This is a genomic window from Pseudarthrobacter sp. KH_020_B (genome assembly GCF_057840185.1).
This window is the reverse complement of sequence record NZ_CM174506.1, coordinates 4,624,741-4,640,645: the sequence shown is the minus strand read 5'-3', so window position 1 is coordinate 4,640,645 and position 15,905 is coordinate 4,624,741. Positions and strand designations below refer to the sequence as shown.

The following is a 15,905-nucleotide window of genomic DNA, read 5'->3' as shown; positions in this document are numbered from 1 at the left end:
AGCAAACCCTCCCTCACAGGATGTGAGAGAGGGTTTGCGTTTTCGCTGTGGAATGTGAGAGAGCGTTTGGTGGAGCTAGTGGGCCGCCACAGGCTCCTTGGCAACCTTCGGATCCGTCAGCCTCTTATTCGGCAAAGCGAAGCTGATCAGGAACGCGATCCCGGTGAGGACGGCCGCGGTGATCATCACGGTGTCGATCGCATACGCGAAGCCCTCGGTGATGGGCCGGGTGAGCACGCTGTTGGCCGAGTGCAGCCAGCTGGTGTCATTGAGCGATTCGTTCGAGGCCCCGTTCTGGAAGAACTCGTAGAGCTTGGCGTTGGCGGGGTCCGCGGCCACGGCCGGGTCGCGCAGCACGGCTTGGTAGTCCGGGCTGGACATGGCTGACTTCATCGTTTCGGCGATCCGGCCCGCGGCCACGCTGAAGAGCATCGAGATGAACACCGCCGTGCCCACCGCGCCGCCCATGGAGCGGAAGAACGCCGCGGAGGACGTGCCCACGCCCATGTCCTTCGGCGGCACGGAGACCTGCATGGCCAGGGTGAGCGGCTGCATGCAGAAACCCAGGCCCATGCCGAAGAACACGGCGATCACGCCGGGAACCCACAGGCCCGTGTCCACGCCCAGGGACAGGCCCATGGTCACGGCGGCCGCGGTGAGGATGCCAGTGCCCACGATGGGGAAGATCCGGTACGTGCCCGACGCCGAAATGGTGCGGCCCGCGCTGATGGAACCGGTCAGGATGCCCACCGTGAACGTGATCATCATCAGGCCGGCTTCGGTAGGCGTGAGCCCCTTGACCAGCTGCAGGTACATGGGCAGCATGGCGATGGCGCCGAACATGCCGATGCCGATGATGAAGTTCAGCAGCGAGGACAGGCCAAAAGTAGCGTTCCGGAAGAGCCGAAGGGGAATCAGGGCGTAGTCCCCGGCGCGCTTTTCGGCCAGCAGGAACCAGATGATGCCCACCGCGCCCAGGCCGTAGCAGAGGAAGGAGTTCGGCGACATAAAGCCCCAGCTGCGGCCCTGTTCGGCCACCAGGAGCAGCGGAACGATGGCGAGCGTGATGGCGGCTGCGCCGAAGTAGTCGATCTTCTGCCTCACGTGCTTGGCCGGCAGGTGCAGGAACATAAACACCACGGCCAGGGCCGCCAGGCCGATGGGCAGGTTGATGAAGAACACCCAGCGCCAGCCGTCAAAACCCAGGATGTTGGACGAACCCGCGAACGCGCCGCCCACTACCGGGCCGAGCACAGAGGAGATGCCGAACACCGACATGAAGTAGCCCTGGTACTTGGCCCGGTCCTTGAGCGACACGATGTCGCCGATGATGGTCAGCGCGAGGGCCAGCAGGCCGCCGGCGCCGAGGCCCTGGACGCCGCGGGCGATGGCCAGTTCCGTCATGGAGTGCACTGAGCCGGCGTAGAGCGAGCCGACCAGGAAGATGACGATGGCGATCAGGTACAGCGGGCGGCGGCCGAAAATGTCGCTCAGCTTGCCGTACAGCGGTGTGCTCACGGTGGAAGTGATGAGGTAGGCGGTGGTGGCCCACGCCTGGAGGGACAGCCCGTCAAGGTCGTTGGCGATGGTGTAGATGGACGTGGACACGATGGTCTGGTCCAGGGATGCCAGGAACATGCCCAGCATGAGCCCCACCATCACGGTGACGATCTGACGCTGTGTCAGGGTTTCGCCGGCGGCACGCACGGCGGTTGTTTTGGACATGGGCTACTCCAGGAAAGAAAAAGGGATCACGCTCGATAGTTGCTTTCAGTAACTATGTTAGGTCGCGTTTCATTCCCGCAGCCAGATGTCCTTCCGGAAGGGCAGCCCAGCGGCAGCTGGAGGGCCCTGCTCAGCGCTCCACGAGGATGCCGTCCGGATCGCACCAAATCATGGCGCCGGTCCGGATGGTGACGCCGTCGATCACCACGTCCACCGCCACCTCACCTGCGCCGGCCTTGGCACTCTTGCGCGGGTTGCTGCCCAGCGCCTTGACGCCGAGATCCAGTTGGGCGATCGCCTCGCGGTCGCGGATGGCGCCGTTAATCACGACGCCGGCCCAGCCGTTCGCCACGGCGCTCTCGGCGATCATGTCCCCCATCAGGGCCGTGCCCAGCGAACCGCCGCCGTCCACCACCAGCACGGCGCCGTTCCCCGGGGTGGCCAGGGTGGCCTTGACCAGGGCGTTGTCCTGGAAGCAGCGGATGGTCCGCACCGGGCCGCTGAAGTGTGACCGGCCGCCGAGGGACTGGAACTGGAGTGATACGGACGCCAGGTCCTCGCCGCGTTCGTCGTACAGATCGGCGGTGTTGACGGGGCTGTGGCTGTTGGCTGTGGCAGATGCGGTCATTGGATCTCCAGGTCTTCAGTGCGGTGGTGGGCTGCGTGCTGTCCTTCGCCGCACAAGGCGGGTCCGTATGACAAGCGGGACGATGCAGCCCACGATAGTCTGATTTTCAGAATCACCAACCGTTCCAGGGGGAACCAGCCATGAGCCTGTCCGACACGCCCGCAGCACCGGATCCCAGCGCTGCGTCGGTTCCCGGGGCGGGATCGGAAAGTTCGACGGCGGCGCTCGCCGAGCCGACGCGGAAGGTCACCGCGCGCTGGGTGACCGGCCTGGTGCTGGTCAACGTTGGCATTAACGCCGCCTTCTTTGGGCCCATCAACATCTTTATCGGCCAGCAGGCCATCGGCATTGACGAAGCCAACAAGGAAGCCATTTTGTCCCTCGTGACCGGTTGCGGCGCTGCCGTGTCCCTGGTGGCCAATCCTTTGTTTGGGGCTTTGTCTGACCGCACCACCTCGCGCTTCGGCCGCCGGTCGCCCTGGGTGTTGGCCGGTGCCATCCTGGCAACGGCCGCGCTCCTGGCCCTGTCGGGAGCCACGACTGTGGCTCTGATGGTGCTGTTCTGGTGCCTGGTGCAGCTGGGAGCCAACGCGGCCTACGCGGCCATCACGGCTGCTGTGCCGGACCGGGTTCCCGTGCTTCAGCGCGGCGGTGTGGGCGGGCTGGCTGCCATGGGCCAGACAGTGGGAATCCTGATCGGCGCGGTGTTTGGCGCCGTTGTCAGTGGCAACTACATGGTGGGGTATGCCCTGTGTGCTGCCGCCCTGCTGTTCTCCATTCTGCCGTACCTGTTCCACCGGAATGATCCGCAATTGCCAAAAGCGGAGCGGGTTCCGTTCCGGCTGGGTGAGTTTGTCCGGAGCTTCTGGATCAGCCCTGTGCGCTACCCGGACTTCGCCTGGGCCTGGCTCACCCGCTTCCTGGTCAACGTATGCAACCAGATGATTATTGTGTACCTGCTCTTTTTCCTCCGGGACGTCCTCAAGCATGAGGACCCGGCACTGGGGGTCCTGATCCTGACCGGCATCTATGCGGTGATGGTGATGATCACTGCGGTGGTGGCGGGCCCGTGGAGCGACAGGCTGGGCCGGCGGAAGCCGTTTGTGATCGGGTCCTCCGCCATCATCGCCGCGGCGGGACTGACGATGGCCTTCTTCCCGGTCTGGACCGGCGCCCTTATTGGAGCCGGCATCCTGGGCATCGGCTTCGGCGCGTACCTTGCGGTGGACTTCGCGCTGCTGACGCAGGTCCTTCCCGTGGCCGCAAACAGGGGCAAGGACATGGGCATTATCAATGTGGCGAACTCACTTCCGCAGGTGTTCGCGCCCGTCCTCGCATTCCTGGCCGTGACGTACTTCGGCGGGTACCTCACGTTGTTCATCACCGCCGCAGTGATCGGCCTGCTCGGCGCGGTCTTCGTCGTCAAAATCAAGGGTGTGGACTGATAGGGCCACAAACCCGTGCCGTATAGTTGAGGCGGACTGCAGGCCCACGGGATGAGGACTCTCCCTGCCGCTGCACCATAGGAACACGACCCCGGAATCCTGATGCCCGAGACATTTTCAGCCCATCCGTCCATGGCCGCCCGGCCCTCCACGCCGCGTCAGCGGCTGCGCTACACGCGCGTCCTTGATTCTGCCGCAGGGTTTGCCCGCAAGGGGCTGGAGTCCGTGGACCTCGCGGAAATTTCGGAAAAGTCGGGCGTGCCGCAGGGCACGGTCTACCGCTATTTCCCCACCGCCAACCACCTGATGCTGTCCCTTTACCGCCAGCAGCTGGACGAGCTTCAGGCCCGGGCCCGCACGTCGGCGGCCAGCTTCGGCGGCCGGGCCCTCACCGGCGTGGTGATGGAGATCTTCCATATGCGGGTGATGCAGCCGGCAGTCGAGCAGTGCCTGACCCGCTGCGTCTACCTCAAGGACAAGGACACCACGGCGCTCCTGCATGAAATCGATGCGCTGAGCGAAACGGCGGTGGCCACCGCCTCCGACGACGCCGTGGCGGCCCGGGTGCTCCTGCTGACCGTCACTGGTCTGGTCCAGTCAGTCCGCAACCGCCGGCTTTCGCTTTTTGAGGCCGAAGAAGACCTCAAAAAGGCCTGCACCCTGCTTGCTCCGGTAGCTTCCGGGGCCCGCGCTGCCCACCGATCGGCGTAACTGGTCTAGACCAATAGGCCAATAAATACGTCTTTATGCCGTGACGTGGGTCACAAATACGCCTGATTAAACGATTTGGCACGCCTCGGGGAAGCCAGGATGCACTTTTTCGCCCGCCAGCGCTGTTTATTATGGCAGGACCGGAGTGGCTGGCAACCAGCATCTGCAAGGGCTTCACCCCGGGCCCGCCACCTCTGGGCCCACGAAGCGCCGAATATGACCACCTTGAGCCTCCCTGTGCTTGAGCCTTTCTGCGCCGTGCGCCCACGGCTAGCCCCAGGAGACAACGACGTGTCCATTGACGTAATCGCACCTACCGACAATTCAGCAGCCACCGCCCTGAGCGAGGCCGAGATCTTCGACGCCCACCAGGGCGGGAAGCTCTCGGTGACCAGCACGGTCCCGCTGTCCAACAAGCGCGACCTGTCCATCGCCTACACCCCCGGTGTGGCCGAAGTCAGCCGTGCCATCCACAACAACCCGGAACTCGCCAAGACCCTTACCTGGGCGCAGCGCCTGGTGGTTGTGGTCAGCGACGGCACCGCGGTGCTGGGCCTGGGCAACATCGGCGCCGCCGCCTCACTGCCCGTGATGGAGGGCAAGTCCGCCCTGTTCAAGACCTTCGGCGAGCTGGATTCCATTCCCCTGGTCCTGAACACCACGGACGTTGACGAGATCGTGGAAACCCTGGTCCGACTTCGCCCCAGCTTCGGCGCGGTCAACCTTGAGGACATCTCGGCCCCCCGTTGCTTCGAGCTGGAAGAGAAGCTCATCGAGGCGCTGGACTGCCCTGTCATGCACGATGACCAGCACGGCACCGCCGTTGTGGCCCTCGCCGCCCTGACGAACGCCGCCAAGGTCACCGGCCGCGAACTCGCTGACCTCCGCGTGGTGGTTTCCGGCGCGGGTGCTGCAGGCATCGCCGTCGCCGAAATCCTCCTCGCCGCCGGAATCATGGATGTTGTCCTGCTCGACTCCAAGGGCGTCATCAACCGCGACCGAGCCGACATCGCCGCCGACCCGCAGAGCAAAAAGTCCCAGATGGGGCAGCGCAGTAACCCTCGCGGCGTCACTGGCGGTCCGGGCGAAGCGCTGCTCGGCGCTGACGTGTTCATCGGGGTTTCCTCCTCGAAGCTTGACGAGGCGCACTTGAAGCTGATGAACGCCGACTCGATCGTGTTCGCCCTCTCCAACCCGGACCCCGAAGTCCTCCCCGAGGTGGCCGCCAAGTACGCCGCAGTGGTGGCTACCGGCCGCAGCGACTTCCCCAACCAGATCAACAACGTCCTGGCCTTCCCCGGAATCTTCCGCGGCGCGCTGGACGCCGGCGCCCGCCGGATCACGCCCGCCATGAAGCTTGCCGCGGCCCGCGCCATCGCCGAACTCGCCGAAGTAGACCTGTCCGTGGACTACATCGTGCCCAGCCCGCTGGATCCGCGCGTTGCCCCGGCCGTGACGGCTGCCGTCGCCGCCGCCGTGGAAGCCGAGTAACCTCCGCAGCCACACGCTGACATAACGCACGCTGACATAACGCCCGACGGCGGTGCCTCCCCACGCACGGGAGGCGCCGCCGTCGGGCGTTAACTGTGGAGTTGACCTGCGGAGCTGACCGCCGCGCCGCCCTAAACTGGGGCTCATGAACTCCGAAACCGTGGTGAGCGTCCTGTGCGGCCTGGCGATCGTGGTGGGGGTGGCGGGCACCATCATCCCCATCCTGCCGGGCATCTTCCTGATCGGGCTCAGCCTGCTGGCGTGGGCCATCTGGGGCGGCGCCGGCGCCATCGGGTGGGTGGTCTTCGCGGTGGGAATGGTGTTTGTGCTGGCCGGCATGTCTGCCAGCGCCGTGCTGACCGGACGGAAGCTCAAGCAGCACGGCATTCCCAACCGGAGTGTAGTGATCGGTCTCGTGGCGGGCGTGATCGGGATGTTCATCATCCCCGTCGTGGGGCTCTTCATCGGGTTCGCCGCCGGCCTGCTGCTCAGTGAACTGCGCCGGACCCGGCGTGTCCGCACCGCAACCACCACCAGCTGGGCCGCCCTGAAGGCAACCGGGCTGGGCATGCTGGCGGAGTTCGGGCTCGCGTGCCTGGCGGCCAGCACCTGGGTGATCGGGCTCTGGGTCGCCGCCGCCACGTAGGGCTCCACGTGGGCGTCCACGCAGGTCCGCCACGTAGCATGGAGAGATGACCGCGGGGGATGCCAGAGGACCGATCTACCGGGACACCCGGGACCTGACGCCGTTCGGGCACGTCCACCTGCAGACCCCCGTCCGGGAACTCGCAGGCAGCGTGGGCGGGCTGATCCACGGTGTGCTGGGTGGCCGGGATGCCGCGCTGCTCGCCGTGGACGGCGAGGTCCCCAGGCTCAAGTGGATGCCGGGCAAGGCGCCCAAAGCAGTCCACGATGCCATCTTCACCAGCAGCGAACCGGAGCGGCTCATCGCGGTGGGCCGCACCTATCCGGGCTGGGCCGGGCTCTGCTCCGTCATGGCAGGCCTCCTGGCGTACCAGCACGGCGGCTACCTGCGCGCGTCCGAACTCCTCCAGCGTGGGCTGTCCATCAGGAACGACGACGACGCCAACCAGTATGCGGCCACGTACCTCACGCGTGTGGTCACGCGGGTGGAGGTGGCCGAGCGCATCGAAGTCCCCGTACTGTTCAGCCAGGAGTCGGTCTTCCTGGCCCTGTCGCACTCCCTGCGGGAGACGGGCCAGCTGGAAGCCGCGCTGCAGACCGTGGCCGGGCTGCCGCCGTCGTTGCCTTCAGCGCTGGCACGCTGTGCCCTGGCCTTCGCGCTGGGACGCGACAAGGAAGTGGTGATCTGGACCGAGGGCCTGCTGAACTCCGACGACCTTTCGGCGGCCCTGCTGTTGCTCCGGGGCCGCGCGCTCCGGCGGCTCGGCGCCCGCGCGAAGGCGCACGAGGCCCTGAAGGAGGTGCTCCGCCGTCGCAAAACGGACGCCGTGCTCCGCAACGACGCCCTCACCGACCGCGCCCTGCTGGTGCTGGACAACGGCCGCAAGTCCCTCAACCCGCGGGACTGGCTCCGCGGCCGGCCGGCGGAGCTGGAGACGTTCGACGTCATCCGGAAGGACGTTGACGAGCGCCGGCTGTGGGAGCAGGAGTGGGAAAACCTGGACGGGAAATAGGCCTTGTGGGCCTGCTTGTGGACCCAGCCACGCCGGAGTACAACGGAGGGATGAGTGACGCAGTCCGGTCCTGGATGGAAAAGTACATCGCACCACCAACGAGCCCGACGACATCCGTGCGCTGTTCACCGAGGAAGCCGTCTACGCCACGCGGCCGCACGATCCCGATGCCTGGCGGGGGGCGCGAGCAGATCGTGGACCGCTGGCTGGAGGCGCGGGACGAGCCCGGGGATTGGACCTTCGAGTGGACGCTGTTGGGGGCGGACAGCGGGCTGGCCTTCGTGCAGGGCATTACCCACTACCTCGGCGACCGTCCCAGCTACGACAACCTGTGGGTCATCCGCCTTGAACCGGACGGACGGGCGTCGGAGTTCACGGAATGGTTTATGGAGCGCAAGGCCTGAAGTTTTTTGCGGCGTCAGCCCTGCGCGGTGAGCCGCGCAACCAGCGGAACCAGCTGCTCTGAAAGGAGCACCACGCCAAGGGCAACCATGATGATGCCGCTGGCCAGGGTGACTGTCCGCGCGGCGCCGGGCCTGGATTGCAGGAGTTTGCGGGCCAGCAGCGCCACGCAGGTGTAGACGGTTCCGGCAAGCAGGACGAACGTCAGGCCCAGCAGGCCGGACTGGACGGGGACCGGGAGGGAGGCCTCCGGGCTGACGAACTGCGGCACCAGCGCCACGTAAAACAGCAGACCCTTGGGGTTGATGCCGCTGGTGCCCATGCCCTGCAGGAAAGTGCGCAGCTGGTTGGCGGGCTTCCCGACGGCGTCTGCCGCACTGAAGGAGGCGCCGCGCCAGGAGCGGAGGGTGCTGATGCCCAGCCACAGCAGGTAGCTCGCGCCAGCCACCGTAAGCCAGCCCAGGACGCCAGGCAGGCCGGACAGCAGTGCCGCGAGCCCTGCCACCATCAGCAGCGTGTGCAGGACGTATCCACCGCAGAGTCCGGCCACGGCCGGGACGAAGCTGCGCTGCCGCAGCCCGGCGGTGATGGAGTAGGCCCAGTCCACGCCGGGGGTGCAGGCGAGGGCGGCCGCCACCAGCACAAAGGCGAAAAACAACTGGGGATTCATGGTGGGCTCCTGTCCGATGGGTACAGGACAAACCTTATGAAGTTTCGGGCCATAAGTGCTTACCCTTTTAGCCCACCTGCAGGCAGAATTGGTAAGATATTTGCGTGATTGACCACATCGACAGAAATATTTTGCGCCACCTCAAAGAGGACGGCCGGATGACTGCCACAGCACTGGCTGCAAAGGTGGGGCTCACGGTGGCGCCGTGCCACCGGAGGCTCCGGGACCTGGAGGCCTCGGGGGTGATCCGCGGCTACAAGGCGGACATCGATCCGGCCGCCGTCGGGCTGGGTTTCGAGGCCATTGTGTTTGTCACTTTGCGCCAGGTGGACCGCTCCACCATGGAGATCTTCGAGAACCGGGTGGCGGACAATCCCAACATTGTGGAGGCCCAGCGGCTGTTCGGCTCCCCGGACTACCTGCTGAAGGTCATCGCCGAGGACCTGCCCGGCTACCAGCGCTTCTACGACGCTGAACTCACGTCACTGCCCGGCGTCGAACGGCTGACATCCACCCTGGTGATGAAGAACATCAAGTCCAACGCGGGCCCGCCGCTGTAGGGCACATGCCCTTGAGATGCGTCCGTCCTGCGTTGCGTCAGGCCGTGGGCCTGACGTGGACGATGATCACCTGGGTGTCCTTGCCGCCGTCGTACCGGAGGTCGTAGTTCACGTCCAGGCCCGTTGACGTACCGGACGTGATGGAGAAATCGCTCTTGCGTTCCGGGTCCCGCTGGGCGCCGGCGATCCAGCGTTCCGCGGAGTCGCCGTCGATCCCGTACTGCTCCACACCGTCCCGGATGAGCTCAAAATACTCGTCGGGCGAGCCAGCGGTGAGGAAGTAGGTGACCTCGCTGAAGTCCGGCCGCTTGTCCGTGGTGTTCATGCGGATACGGTCCGTTTCCCCATTGATCTCGCCGCTCGGAGCAACGATGGTGAGCTTGATCTTTCCCGAGTCCCGCGTGTTGATCTCGGGCCCGTAGCTGTCGTCCGTGACCCGAACGGCAGCCTTTTCCAGCTTTCCCGAGCTCATGTCCAGCCGCGCGGTTTTGGATTCGCGGATCTGGTCCACGCCGGCAGCGTCGAGGGTGGAAAATTCCGAGGTGCTCATGGTGCTCCCTTGAGGGGTCGGTTCGGTGGTGGTGCCACTGGTCTGGCAGCCCGTCAGGGCGAGGCATGCGGAAAGGGCAAGGAGTACGACGGCGGTCCGCCGTTTTTGGCGCCGAGGGGCGGTTGGGCCGGTGGTCTTCACTGGTGGACCTCCGCGCCGAAGCCATCCACAAAGCGGCCCATGATGCCGGGGATGTTGTTGGTGGGGCGATGCTGCTCCACCCGGTCGTTGAAGTCCGAGCCGATGATCTGTTCTGCACGGGCTGGATCCGTCGCCAGGAGGTTCTGGTACGCCGGGAGGGTGTCCTGCCGGATGAGGTCCCACCGCTGGTCCGCGTTGGAGATGTTCCCGTCGGGGAATCCGGTGGTGAAGTCGGTGCGGAACTGGGTGGGGTTGTCCCAGTTGGTGAAGGGCACGTTTTCCGGTCCGGGACTCTCCACGCTGAAGGTGTAGGGAAAAACCTCCGCGTAGCTCTTGGCGCCCGGGATGGACGGCTCGCCCGCCAGCGTGACCATGTACGTTACAGCCTCTCCGCCAGAGTGGTTGCGCATGTTGTCGTAATCGTCGGCGATGATTTCGTTCTGTTCGCGGTACAGGAGGGCGGTGTTGCCTTCCTGGATCAGATCGGGGTCGCCGGAATCGATCTTGGCCCATTCCTCGGCGGTACCGGTATCGATGGCACCCGAGTCCCGCAATCTGTTGATTTCCTCGATTCCGCCGGTCATGTAGGCCTCATGTTGGCGGGCCTGGTCCAGGAAGATCTCCTTGTTCATATCCAGCATGCAGGTCTCGTAGTAACGGATCTCCTGGTCGGTCATGCCGGCGAGCTGTTCGATCTGGTCAAGGATGGGGAGCGGGATGTCCGAGGCCGGATTGTCCGCGATCTGCTGGGCGAGGTCCCGCAGCATGGCCATGTCCTTGAAGCCGCCCGCGAAGGACGGGCCGATCATGTTGGCCATGCCGGCCCACTGCAGGTCCGGGTTGGAGAGGTAAGCCTGCCCGTAGAAGTCGTAGACCTTCTTGATGGTTTCCCAGTTGTGTTCGGTGCCTTTGGAGGTGTCCCAGCTGGCGGGGTCGATGCCCATGTCCAGCATGGCCTGGTTGTTCCAGTAGTCACTGAGGAAGTCCGCGTATTCCTCGGAGCTCTTATCGATCAGCCCCGAATCGGCGGCCGCATCCATGGCGGATTTTGCAGCCTCGGGGTTGTCAACCGCCCACTGCCTGAATTCCTCGCTGCCGAGGTAGTCCTGGCGTTCTTCGGGGGTCATGCCGTTCAGCCGGTCCGTCAGGTCCTGGGCAGCGCCGTTCCCGGTACCGCTGCCACCGCTTCCGGAGCCGCCACCGGAACTGGCCCCGTTGCTGGCCGTCTCCTGCTCGTTCGCATGGGTGAGCAGCGTCTTGGACGCCGACTCCAGCCCTGCCGTTGCCGACTTCAGCAGCTTCAAGTGCGATGACGTCCAGTCGCTCCGGAAGCGCTCGGCGTCGTGCCCTTTCCAGACGCCTGTGCCGATGACGCTGCTGAGCTGCTGGCCGAGCATGTTCAACCTGGTGGCGCCGCCTGCCAGGTCCTTGGCGAGCTGCCGCAACTGGGCAACGTCGCCGCCGTAAAAGTTCCCCGCCATGTTTCCCCCTGAATGGATCCCGTGCCAGCCTAGCCGCGATGCGTCAGGGAGGGCGATGGGGAGAGCTCCCCGCATGCCCTAAGGCCGGGTGGGAATTCAGTCCTGCAGCAGCCCGGTGGTGCGGTAGGGGATGACTTCACGCAGGAACATACTCGTGGAGGTGCGGACGATTCCCGGGCACAGCCGGATCTCCTCGGACACGCGGTAGAGGTCGTCCGGGCTGGTGGCCACCACTCGGATCAGGAGGTCCGTGTCGCCGGCAGGGGCATGGCATTCCAGGACCTCGGGGATCTTACGGAGCGCCGCGATGGCTTCGTTGAGGTGGCTCTGGTCCAGCTCGGCGCTGACGGCCGCCGCCACACCCCGGCCCAAAGCGGAGGGGAGTACACGGCTGCTGTTGGGACGGAGAGCGCCCGACGCCGTCATCCGCTCCAGGCGCGATTGGACCGTCCCTCGCGCCAGGCCCAGCCGCTGGGCCAGCACCATGATGGGGACGCGCGGGTCCTCGTCCAGGGCATTGAGGATGCGCTTGTCCGTGGCGTCCAATTGCTGCAATCTGATCAGTTCCTGTCGGTTCGCGTGCCAACTACTAGTCAGATCGACCAATGAAGTGCCTGCCAGTTGTGCCAACTGTATGGCGTCTGCTCAAATTGTGGCAACAAGGGCTGAGGCTACCGCCGAATCCCGCAGGCTACAGGAACCCCGGCACACCACCCGGCAACTGGACACCACCTCCCGCAAGGAGGACGCCGCTGATTGAAACTTGTTCACACCACGGTGCATTCTGCACACACGGCAAGAGCCCCTGAGCCACCGACGTCGGATCCTTCGAAGTCTTCGGTAGCTGAGGGGCTCTTGTGCTGTCCCGCTTAGGGGCTGCCCGGCTTAGGGTTGATCCATGACCCCAGCCGGCCGCTTTGCCCCCAGCCCCTCCGGCGAACTCCACGTAGGAAACCTCCGCACCGCGATGCTCGCCTGGCTGTTCGCCCGGTCCACCGGCCGCGACTTCCTGCTGCGCGTCGAGGACCTTGACCGGGCGCGGGCCGGCGCCGAGGCGAAGCAGCTCCGCGATCTGGAGGCCGTGGGCCTGACGTGGGACGGCGCCGTCGTGCGCCAGACGGACCGCGGAGCTGTCTACGCCGAAGCGATCGGGCAGCTGGCTGCCGCAGGCCTCACCTACGAATGCTTCTGCACCCGCCGCGAAATCCAGGAGGCGCCGTCCGCGCCGCACGCGCCGCAGGGCGCCTATCCGGGCACCTGCCGGGACCTCGATCCTGCAGAGCTGGAGTTCAAACGCTCCACCCGGCCGGCCGCCCTCCGGCTCCGCGCCGAGGTGTCGGAGTACACGGTGCGCGATCTGCTGCACGGCGATTTCACCGGGGTGGTGGACGATTTTGTCCTCCGCCGCAACGACGGTGTGACCGCCTATAACCTGGCGGTTGTGGTGGACGACGCCGCACAGGGCATCGACCAGGTGGTGCGGGGCGATGACCTGCTGCCGTCCACGCCCAGGCAGGCGTATCTCGCGTCGTTGCTGAACATTCCCATTCCGGAATATGCCCACGTCCCGTTGGTGGTGAATTCCGACGGCGCCCGGCTGGCCAAGCGCGACGGTGCCGTGACGCTGGCCGATCTCGCCCTCGTGGGCGTTTCAGCAGCTGACGTGCGGAACCTCATCCTGCATTCCCTGGGGCTGCCGGCCGGGACGTTGGAACATGCACTCGCGGCATTCCAGCCGGTTACTCTTCCGCGTGAAGCGTGGGTCTGGGCCGGCCCCTAAGCAGCGCGCGAACGGACACTTGCGGCCCCGCCGACGTGAGGCCACCTGCGGCCCTGCGCGTAGGCTGAACCTATGTCGGAACCCGAATTCACTGAAGCGAAAATCCCTCAACCGCGATTCACTGTCGAGACTGCGAGAGTCCTGGCCGAGGTGGCGCATAACCGGCAGAAGGACAAGCTCAAGCGGCCCTACCGTGACCATGTGATCGCGGTTGGTGACGCCCTGGCAGATTGCGACGACGATATCCGAATTGCCGGTTACCTTCATGACATTGCCGAGGACACTCCCATCACGCGGCAAGCACTGCTGGACATGGGCGTATCCGAGCGGGCCGTCGACATCATCGAGCGGGTCACCAACCGGCTGCACGATAATCCGGATGACTACCAGGCCGGCATGCACTTCATTGCCGAGGACCACGACGCAGCGTTGGTGAAGATCGCGGACAACGCCCACAATTCCCTGCCAGAGCGGGTCAGGGCTCTCGCCGCGAAGTGGCCGGACAAGCCGCCTGTCACCAAGTACCGCGATGCCCGCCCGGTGCTGTACGCCGCCGTCGACGTTGAGGAAGTCCGCAAGATCCTGGCACGGGTTAATCCGTGGCTCCTGAAGGAGTTGGACGACAGGCTCGACGAGGAAGACGACACGGACTACGAGAACCTGACGTACGAAGACACTCCGGTGGGTGGGCCTGCTCCGGGATTCGAGTCTGCCCCGGTAGGCGAGCCTGTCGAGACCTTGGAAAAGGCGGACGCCGCTACGGTCGAGGAGAAGTAGCCTCGGCTTCGAATTTCGCCAACGCAGCGTTCACGCGCTCAGCGCCGCGCCGCTCATCGATGACAATCGAAGCGCCCAACGCCAAAACGATGACCAGCAGGCATATCGGGACCGAAACCCCTGCTGCCGCCAGGCCGATGGACCCGGCGCGCTCCAGGGCGGAGATGGCTGTGTGACAAGGTTAGCCGGTGCTGCCTGTGGGGGACTAACCGAGGACTAACCGCGTTGCCAGGCCGCCTGACCGACGCCGCATAAAGGCGTCAACGTGCCGCGCGGTTGGGGAGTGGCTGCGCTGACAACCAGAGAAAGTCAGCTACTGACAGAGGAGGCTCCGGTTCTTTGAGGGCTGACCGCAGCTGGGCCCACGCTGGCGAGCGGTCTGCTGGGAGCACACATTCGGGCAGAGTGCTTTCGGGCAGCGTGTCGTCAGGCAGTGCAGAGCCAGGTTCCTGGTGACTTAGCACTTCTAACATCCGGGGTGGCCAGTGGGGTGGTTCCCAGTCGGGGTGTTCGCTTTGGTAGTGGCGTCCGGACGGTGATATCCAGCCGGATGGTTCGTTCTTGGTGGCTGCTGTGGGTGTCCAGCCGCTGGCGTGTCTGAGTCTGTGATGCCGGGGACATGGCGAACCGAGATTTGAGATGCCGGTGGTGCCGCCGTGGGCCCAGGCGAGGAGGTGGTCGGCTTCGTTGTCGAGGGAGTGGTTACTGCAGCCGGGGAACGGGCATTTCCCGTCCCGTAGCCGGAGCCATTGGCGTTGGGCTTTCGTGACGCGGTAGCTGGTCCGGCCGATCTCCAGGGGAGCGCCGTCTCGGGGGTCGATCAGGACCCGGTGGAAGGACTCGGCGCCGTCGGCGATCAGGTGCCGGGCCATGGACGGCGGGATCGGGCCGTATCCGTCGAGCATTGCGGGCTCCTCAGTGAGGCCCAGCAGCGACAGCACCGGAACCATGACCAGCACCTGCGCCCGCGGCGAGGGAACGCCGTCACCCACGCCGTCGGGTTGCCCGCCGGGGCTGGCACCGGTTCCGCCGGACGTGCTGTTGTTGGTGAGGAGCCAGGTGGCGGTGATGTCTGCGCGGAGTTGGGTGAGGGTCCGCCCTTCGTCCGGGCCTTGGAGGGCGCGGGCTGTGGTAGTGGTGCGGTCCCAGATCCCCGCGGCCTGGTCGGCGGGGAGGTAGGCGGAGAGCCAGGCCATCCCGTCGCGGTCCGGGGCGTACTCCACCCGTCGATCGGCAATGCTCCGCGTGTGGCGTTTTTCGATGCTGATGGGGTGGTGGCGTTCGCGCCAGGTGCGGGCCTTGTGCCGGAACCGGCCGGGGATCAGCTCACCGGCCGGCCCACGTGCCGGATTCTCGACCTTGGGGTCCAGGAAATGCGCCTCCATCGCCTGCGCCCCGGCGGGTTTGAGGTTACTGGTTTCGTCGACCATGATCCGGGCGTGCTGCCACGAAATCGTCCCGGCCTGCAACGCGGACAGGGTCAGCGGCAGGGCGGTGGTCAGTGCATGCGCTTCGGCGAGCAGGGCACCCGCGGAGGGTTCGCTGACCGTCAGGGCACACGCCACCTCAGCAACGACAGCCATCTCCTGACCCCTGTGGTCCTGCGGCGACACACAAGGACCCGCCAGGGCCTCGGCAGCGGTGCTGTACCCGGCGGCCAGCCAGACCTTCAGGGCGGCACTTTTCGCGTCCAACCGGGCGATCTCGGCCAGCCCATCCAGGAAACCATCCGCCACCCGACGCAACGGATCAGCCTCCGAGGAACCGGAGGAATCGGTCCCGCCGCGGAGCGCAACCGCCAGCCCGGCAAAGGACGCCGAAAGGGCCTCCGCCGTCGCCACAGCTGCTCTGCTATCCATACTCAAATCATCCCCGGAGGGTCTGAC

15 protein-coding genes and 1 pseudogene are annotated in these 15,905 nt (G+C 65.7%); 9 read left to right on the top strand and 7 right to left on the bottom strand.

Annotation, left to right across the window (positions count from 1 at the left end; translation table 11 throughout):
- Window positions 1-75 precede the first annotated feature (75 nt).
- Together AC3IT0_RS21760 and rraA are read right to left on the bottom strand one after the other, a co-directional pair.
- Window positions 76-1,725, bottom strand: a complete 1,650-nt coding sequence (locus AC3IT0_RS21760) for an MDR family MFS transporter (RefSeq protein ID WP_489321703.1) — start codon at window positions 1,723-1,725, stop codon at window positions 76-78.
- 130 nt (window positions 1,726-1,855) lie between these two features.
- Window positions 1,856-2,353, bottom strand: coding sequence for a ribonuclease E activity regulator RraA (gene rraA / locus AC3IT0_RS21755; protein ID WP_489321702.1), 498 nt, complete (start codon window positions 2,351-2,353; stop codon window positions 1,856-1,858).
- 140 nt (window positions 2,354-2,493) lie between these two features.
- On the opposite strand from rraA, the gene AC3IT0_RS21750 reads away from it, so the two are divergent.
- The 6 genes and pseudogenes from AC3IT0_RS21750 (at window position 2,494) to AC3IT0_RS21725 (ending at window position 8,062) form a co-directional block, all read left to right on the top strand.
- A complete protein-coding gene (locus tag AC3IT0_RS21750; protein WP_489321701.1) occupies window positions 2,494-3,798 on the top strand; it encodes an MFS transporter in 1,305 nt (434 codons plus the stop codon).
- Window positions 3,799-3,900: 102 nt separating this feature from the next.
- A complete protein-coding gene (locus tag AC3IT0_RS21745) occupies window positions 3,901-4,509 on the top strand; it encodes a TetR/AcrR family transcriptional regulator (protein ID WP_489321700.1) in 609 nt (202 codons plus the stop codon).
- 291 nt (window positions 4,510-4,800) lie between these two features.
- Complete coding sequence (locus AC3IT0_RS21740; RefSeq protein ID WP_489321699.1) at window positions 4,801-6,000, top strand: NAD(P)-dependent malic enzyme; 1,200 nt, start codon at window positions 4,801-4,803, stop codon at window positions 5,998-6,000.
- Window positions 6,001-6,145: 145 nt separating this feature from the next.
- Window positions 6,146-6,646: a DUF456 domain-containing protein gene (locus AC3IT0_RS21735; protein WP_489321698.1), complete on the top strand. Its 501-nt coding sequence runs from the start codon at window positions 6,146-6,148 to the stop codon at window positions 6,644-6,646.
- Between the two features lie 46 nt (window positions 6,647-6,692).
- Window positions 6,693-7,658, top strand: a complete 966-nt coding sequence (locus AC3IT0_RS21730) for a hypothetical protein (protein ID WP_489321697.1) — start codon at window positions 6,693-6,695, stop codon at window positions 7,656-7,658.
- A 50-nt stretch (window positions 7,659-7,708) separates the two neighbouring features.
- Window positions 7,709-8,062: pseudogene (locus AC3IT0_RS21725) on the top strand (nuclear transport factor 2 family protein).
- Between the two features lie 14 nt (window positions 8,063-8,076).
- Here AC3IT0_RS21725 and AC3IT0_RS21720 read toward each other — a convergent pair.
- The gene (locus tag AC3IT0_RS21720; protein ID WP_489321696.1) at window positions 8,077-8,730 is read right to left on the bottom strand and encodes a LysE family translocator; all 654 of its coding nucleotides are present in this window, start codon (window positions 8,728-8,730) and stop codon (window positions 8,077-8,079) included.
- A 104-nt stretch (window positions 8,731-8,834) separates the two neighbouring features.
- Between AC3IT0_RS21720 and AC3IT0_RS21715 the strand changes: the two genes are divergently transcribed.
- Window positions 8,835-9,290 carry an Lrp/AsnC family transcriptional regulator gene (locus AC3IT0_RS21715; RefSeq protein WP_141138772.1) on the top strand — a complete coding sequence of 152 codons (456 nt, stop codon included), beginning with the start codon at window positions 8,835-8,837 and terminating at the stop codon, window positions 9,288-9,290.
- 37 nt (window positions 9,291-9,327) lie between these two features.
- On the opposite strand, the gene AC3IT0_RS21710 is transcribed toward AC3IT0_RS21715, so the two are convergent.
- The 3 genes from AC3IT0_RS21710 to AC3IT0_RS21700 form a co-directional block, all read right to left on the bottom strand.
- Window positions 9,328-9,840, bottom strand: coding sequence for a hypothetical protein (locus tag AC3IT0_RS21710; protein WP_489321695.1), 513 nt, complete (start codon window positions 9,838-9,840; stop codon window positions 9,328-9,330).
- Between the two features lie 137 nt (window positions 9,841-9,977).
- A complete protein-coding gene (locus AC3IT0_RS21705) occupies window positions 9,978-11,462 on the bottom strand; it encodes a WXG100 family type VII secretion target (RefSeq protein ID WP_489321694.1) in 1,485 nt (494 codons plus the stop codon).
- Between the two features lie 96 nt (window positions 11,463-11,558).
- Window positions 11,559-12,017 (bottom strand): Lrp/AsnC family transcriptional regulator, encoded by a 459-nt coding sequence (locus AC3IT0_RS21700; protein ID WP_205630668.1) that lies wholly within the window; start codon window positions 12,015-12,017, stop codon window positions 11,559-11,561.
- A gap of 343 nt (window positions 12,018-12,360) precedes the next feature.
- Here AC3IT0_RS21700 and gluQRS point away from each other — a divergent pair, with 343 nt between their 5' ends.
- Both gluQRS and AC3IT0_RS21690 read left to right on the top strand, forming a co-directional pair.
- Window positions 12,361-13,242, top strand: a complete 882-nt coding sequence (gene gluQRS / locus AC3IT0_RS21695) for a tRNA glutamyl-Q(34) synthetase GluQRS (protein WP_489321693.1) — start codon at window positions 12,361-12,363, stop codon at window positions 13,240-13,242.
- A gap of 72 nt (window positions 13,243-13,314) precedes the next feature.
- Entirely contained in the window at window positions 13,315-14,019 is a 705-nt protein-coding gene (locus AC3IT0_RS21690) for an HD domain-containing protein (protein ID WP_489321692.1), read from the top strand.
- 260 nt (window positions 14,020-14,279) lie between these two features.
- Here the strand turns inward: AC3IT0_RS21690 and AC3IT0_RS21685 are convergent, their stop codons facing one another.
- The gene (locus tag AC3IT0_RS21685; protein ID WP_489321691.1) at window positions 14,280-15,878 is read right to left on the bottom strand and encodes an HNH endonuclease signature motif containing protein; all 1,599 of its coding nucleotides are present in this window, start codon (window positions 15,876-15,878) and stop codon (window positions 14,280-14,282) included.
- Between the last annotated feature and the right edge of the window lie 27 nt (window positions 15,879-15,905).

Bases quoted from the DNA above. Each gene is read 5' to 3' on its own strand.
- AC3IT0_RS21760 (WP_489321703.1), bottom strand. From the start codon at position 1,725: ATGTCCAAAACAACCGCCGTGCGTGCCGCCGGCGAAACCCTGACACAG.
- rraA (WP_489321702.1), bottom strand. From the start codon at position 2,353: ATGACCGCATCTGCCACAGCCAACAGCCACAGCCCCGTCAACACCGCC.
- AC3IT0_RS21750 (WP_489321701.1), top strand. From the start codon at position 2,494: ATGAGCCTGTCCGACACGCCCGCAGCACCGGATCCCAGCGCTGCGTCG.
- AC3IT0_RS21745 (WP_489321700.1), top strand. From the start codon at position 3,901: ATGCCCGAGACATTTTCAGCCCATCCGTCCATGGCCGCCCGGCCCTCC.
- AC3IT0_RS21735 (WP_489321698.1), top strand. From the start codon at position 6,146: ATGAACTCCGAAACCGTGGTGAGCGTCCTGTGCGGCCTGGCGATCGTG.
- AC3IT0_RS21730 (WP_489321697.1), top strand. From the start codon at position 6,693: ATGACCGCGGGGGATGCCAGAGGACCGATCTACCGGGACACCCGGGAC.
- AC3IT0_RS21720 (WP_489321696.1), bottom strand. From the start codon at position 8,730: ATGAATCCCCAGTTGTTTTTCGCCTTTGTGCTGGTGGCGGCCGCCCTC.
- AC3IT0_RS21710 (WP_489321695.1), bottom strand. From the start codon at position 9,840: ATGAGCACCTCGGAATTTTCCACCCTCGACGCTGCCGGCGTGGACCAG.
- AC3IT0_RS21705 (WP_489321694.1), bottom strand. From the start codon at position 11,462: ATGGCGGGGAACTTTTACGGCGGCGACGTTGCCCAGTTGCGGCAGCTC.
- gluQRS (WP_489321693.1), top strand. From the start codon at position 12,361: ATGACCCCAGCCGGCCGCTTTGCCCCCAGCCCCTCCGGCGAACTCCAC.
- AC3IT0_RS21690 (WP_489321692.1), top strand. From the start codon at position 13,315: ATGTCGGAACCCGAATTCACTGAAGCGAAAATCCCTCAACCGCGATTC.
- AC3IT0_RS21685 (WP_489321691.1), bottom strand. From the start codon at position 15,878: ATGGATAGCAGAGCAGCTGTGGCGACGGCGGAGGCCCTTTCGGCGTCC.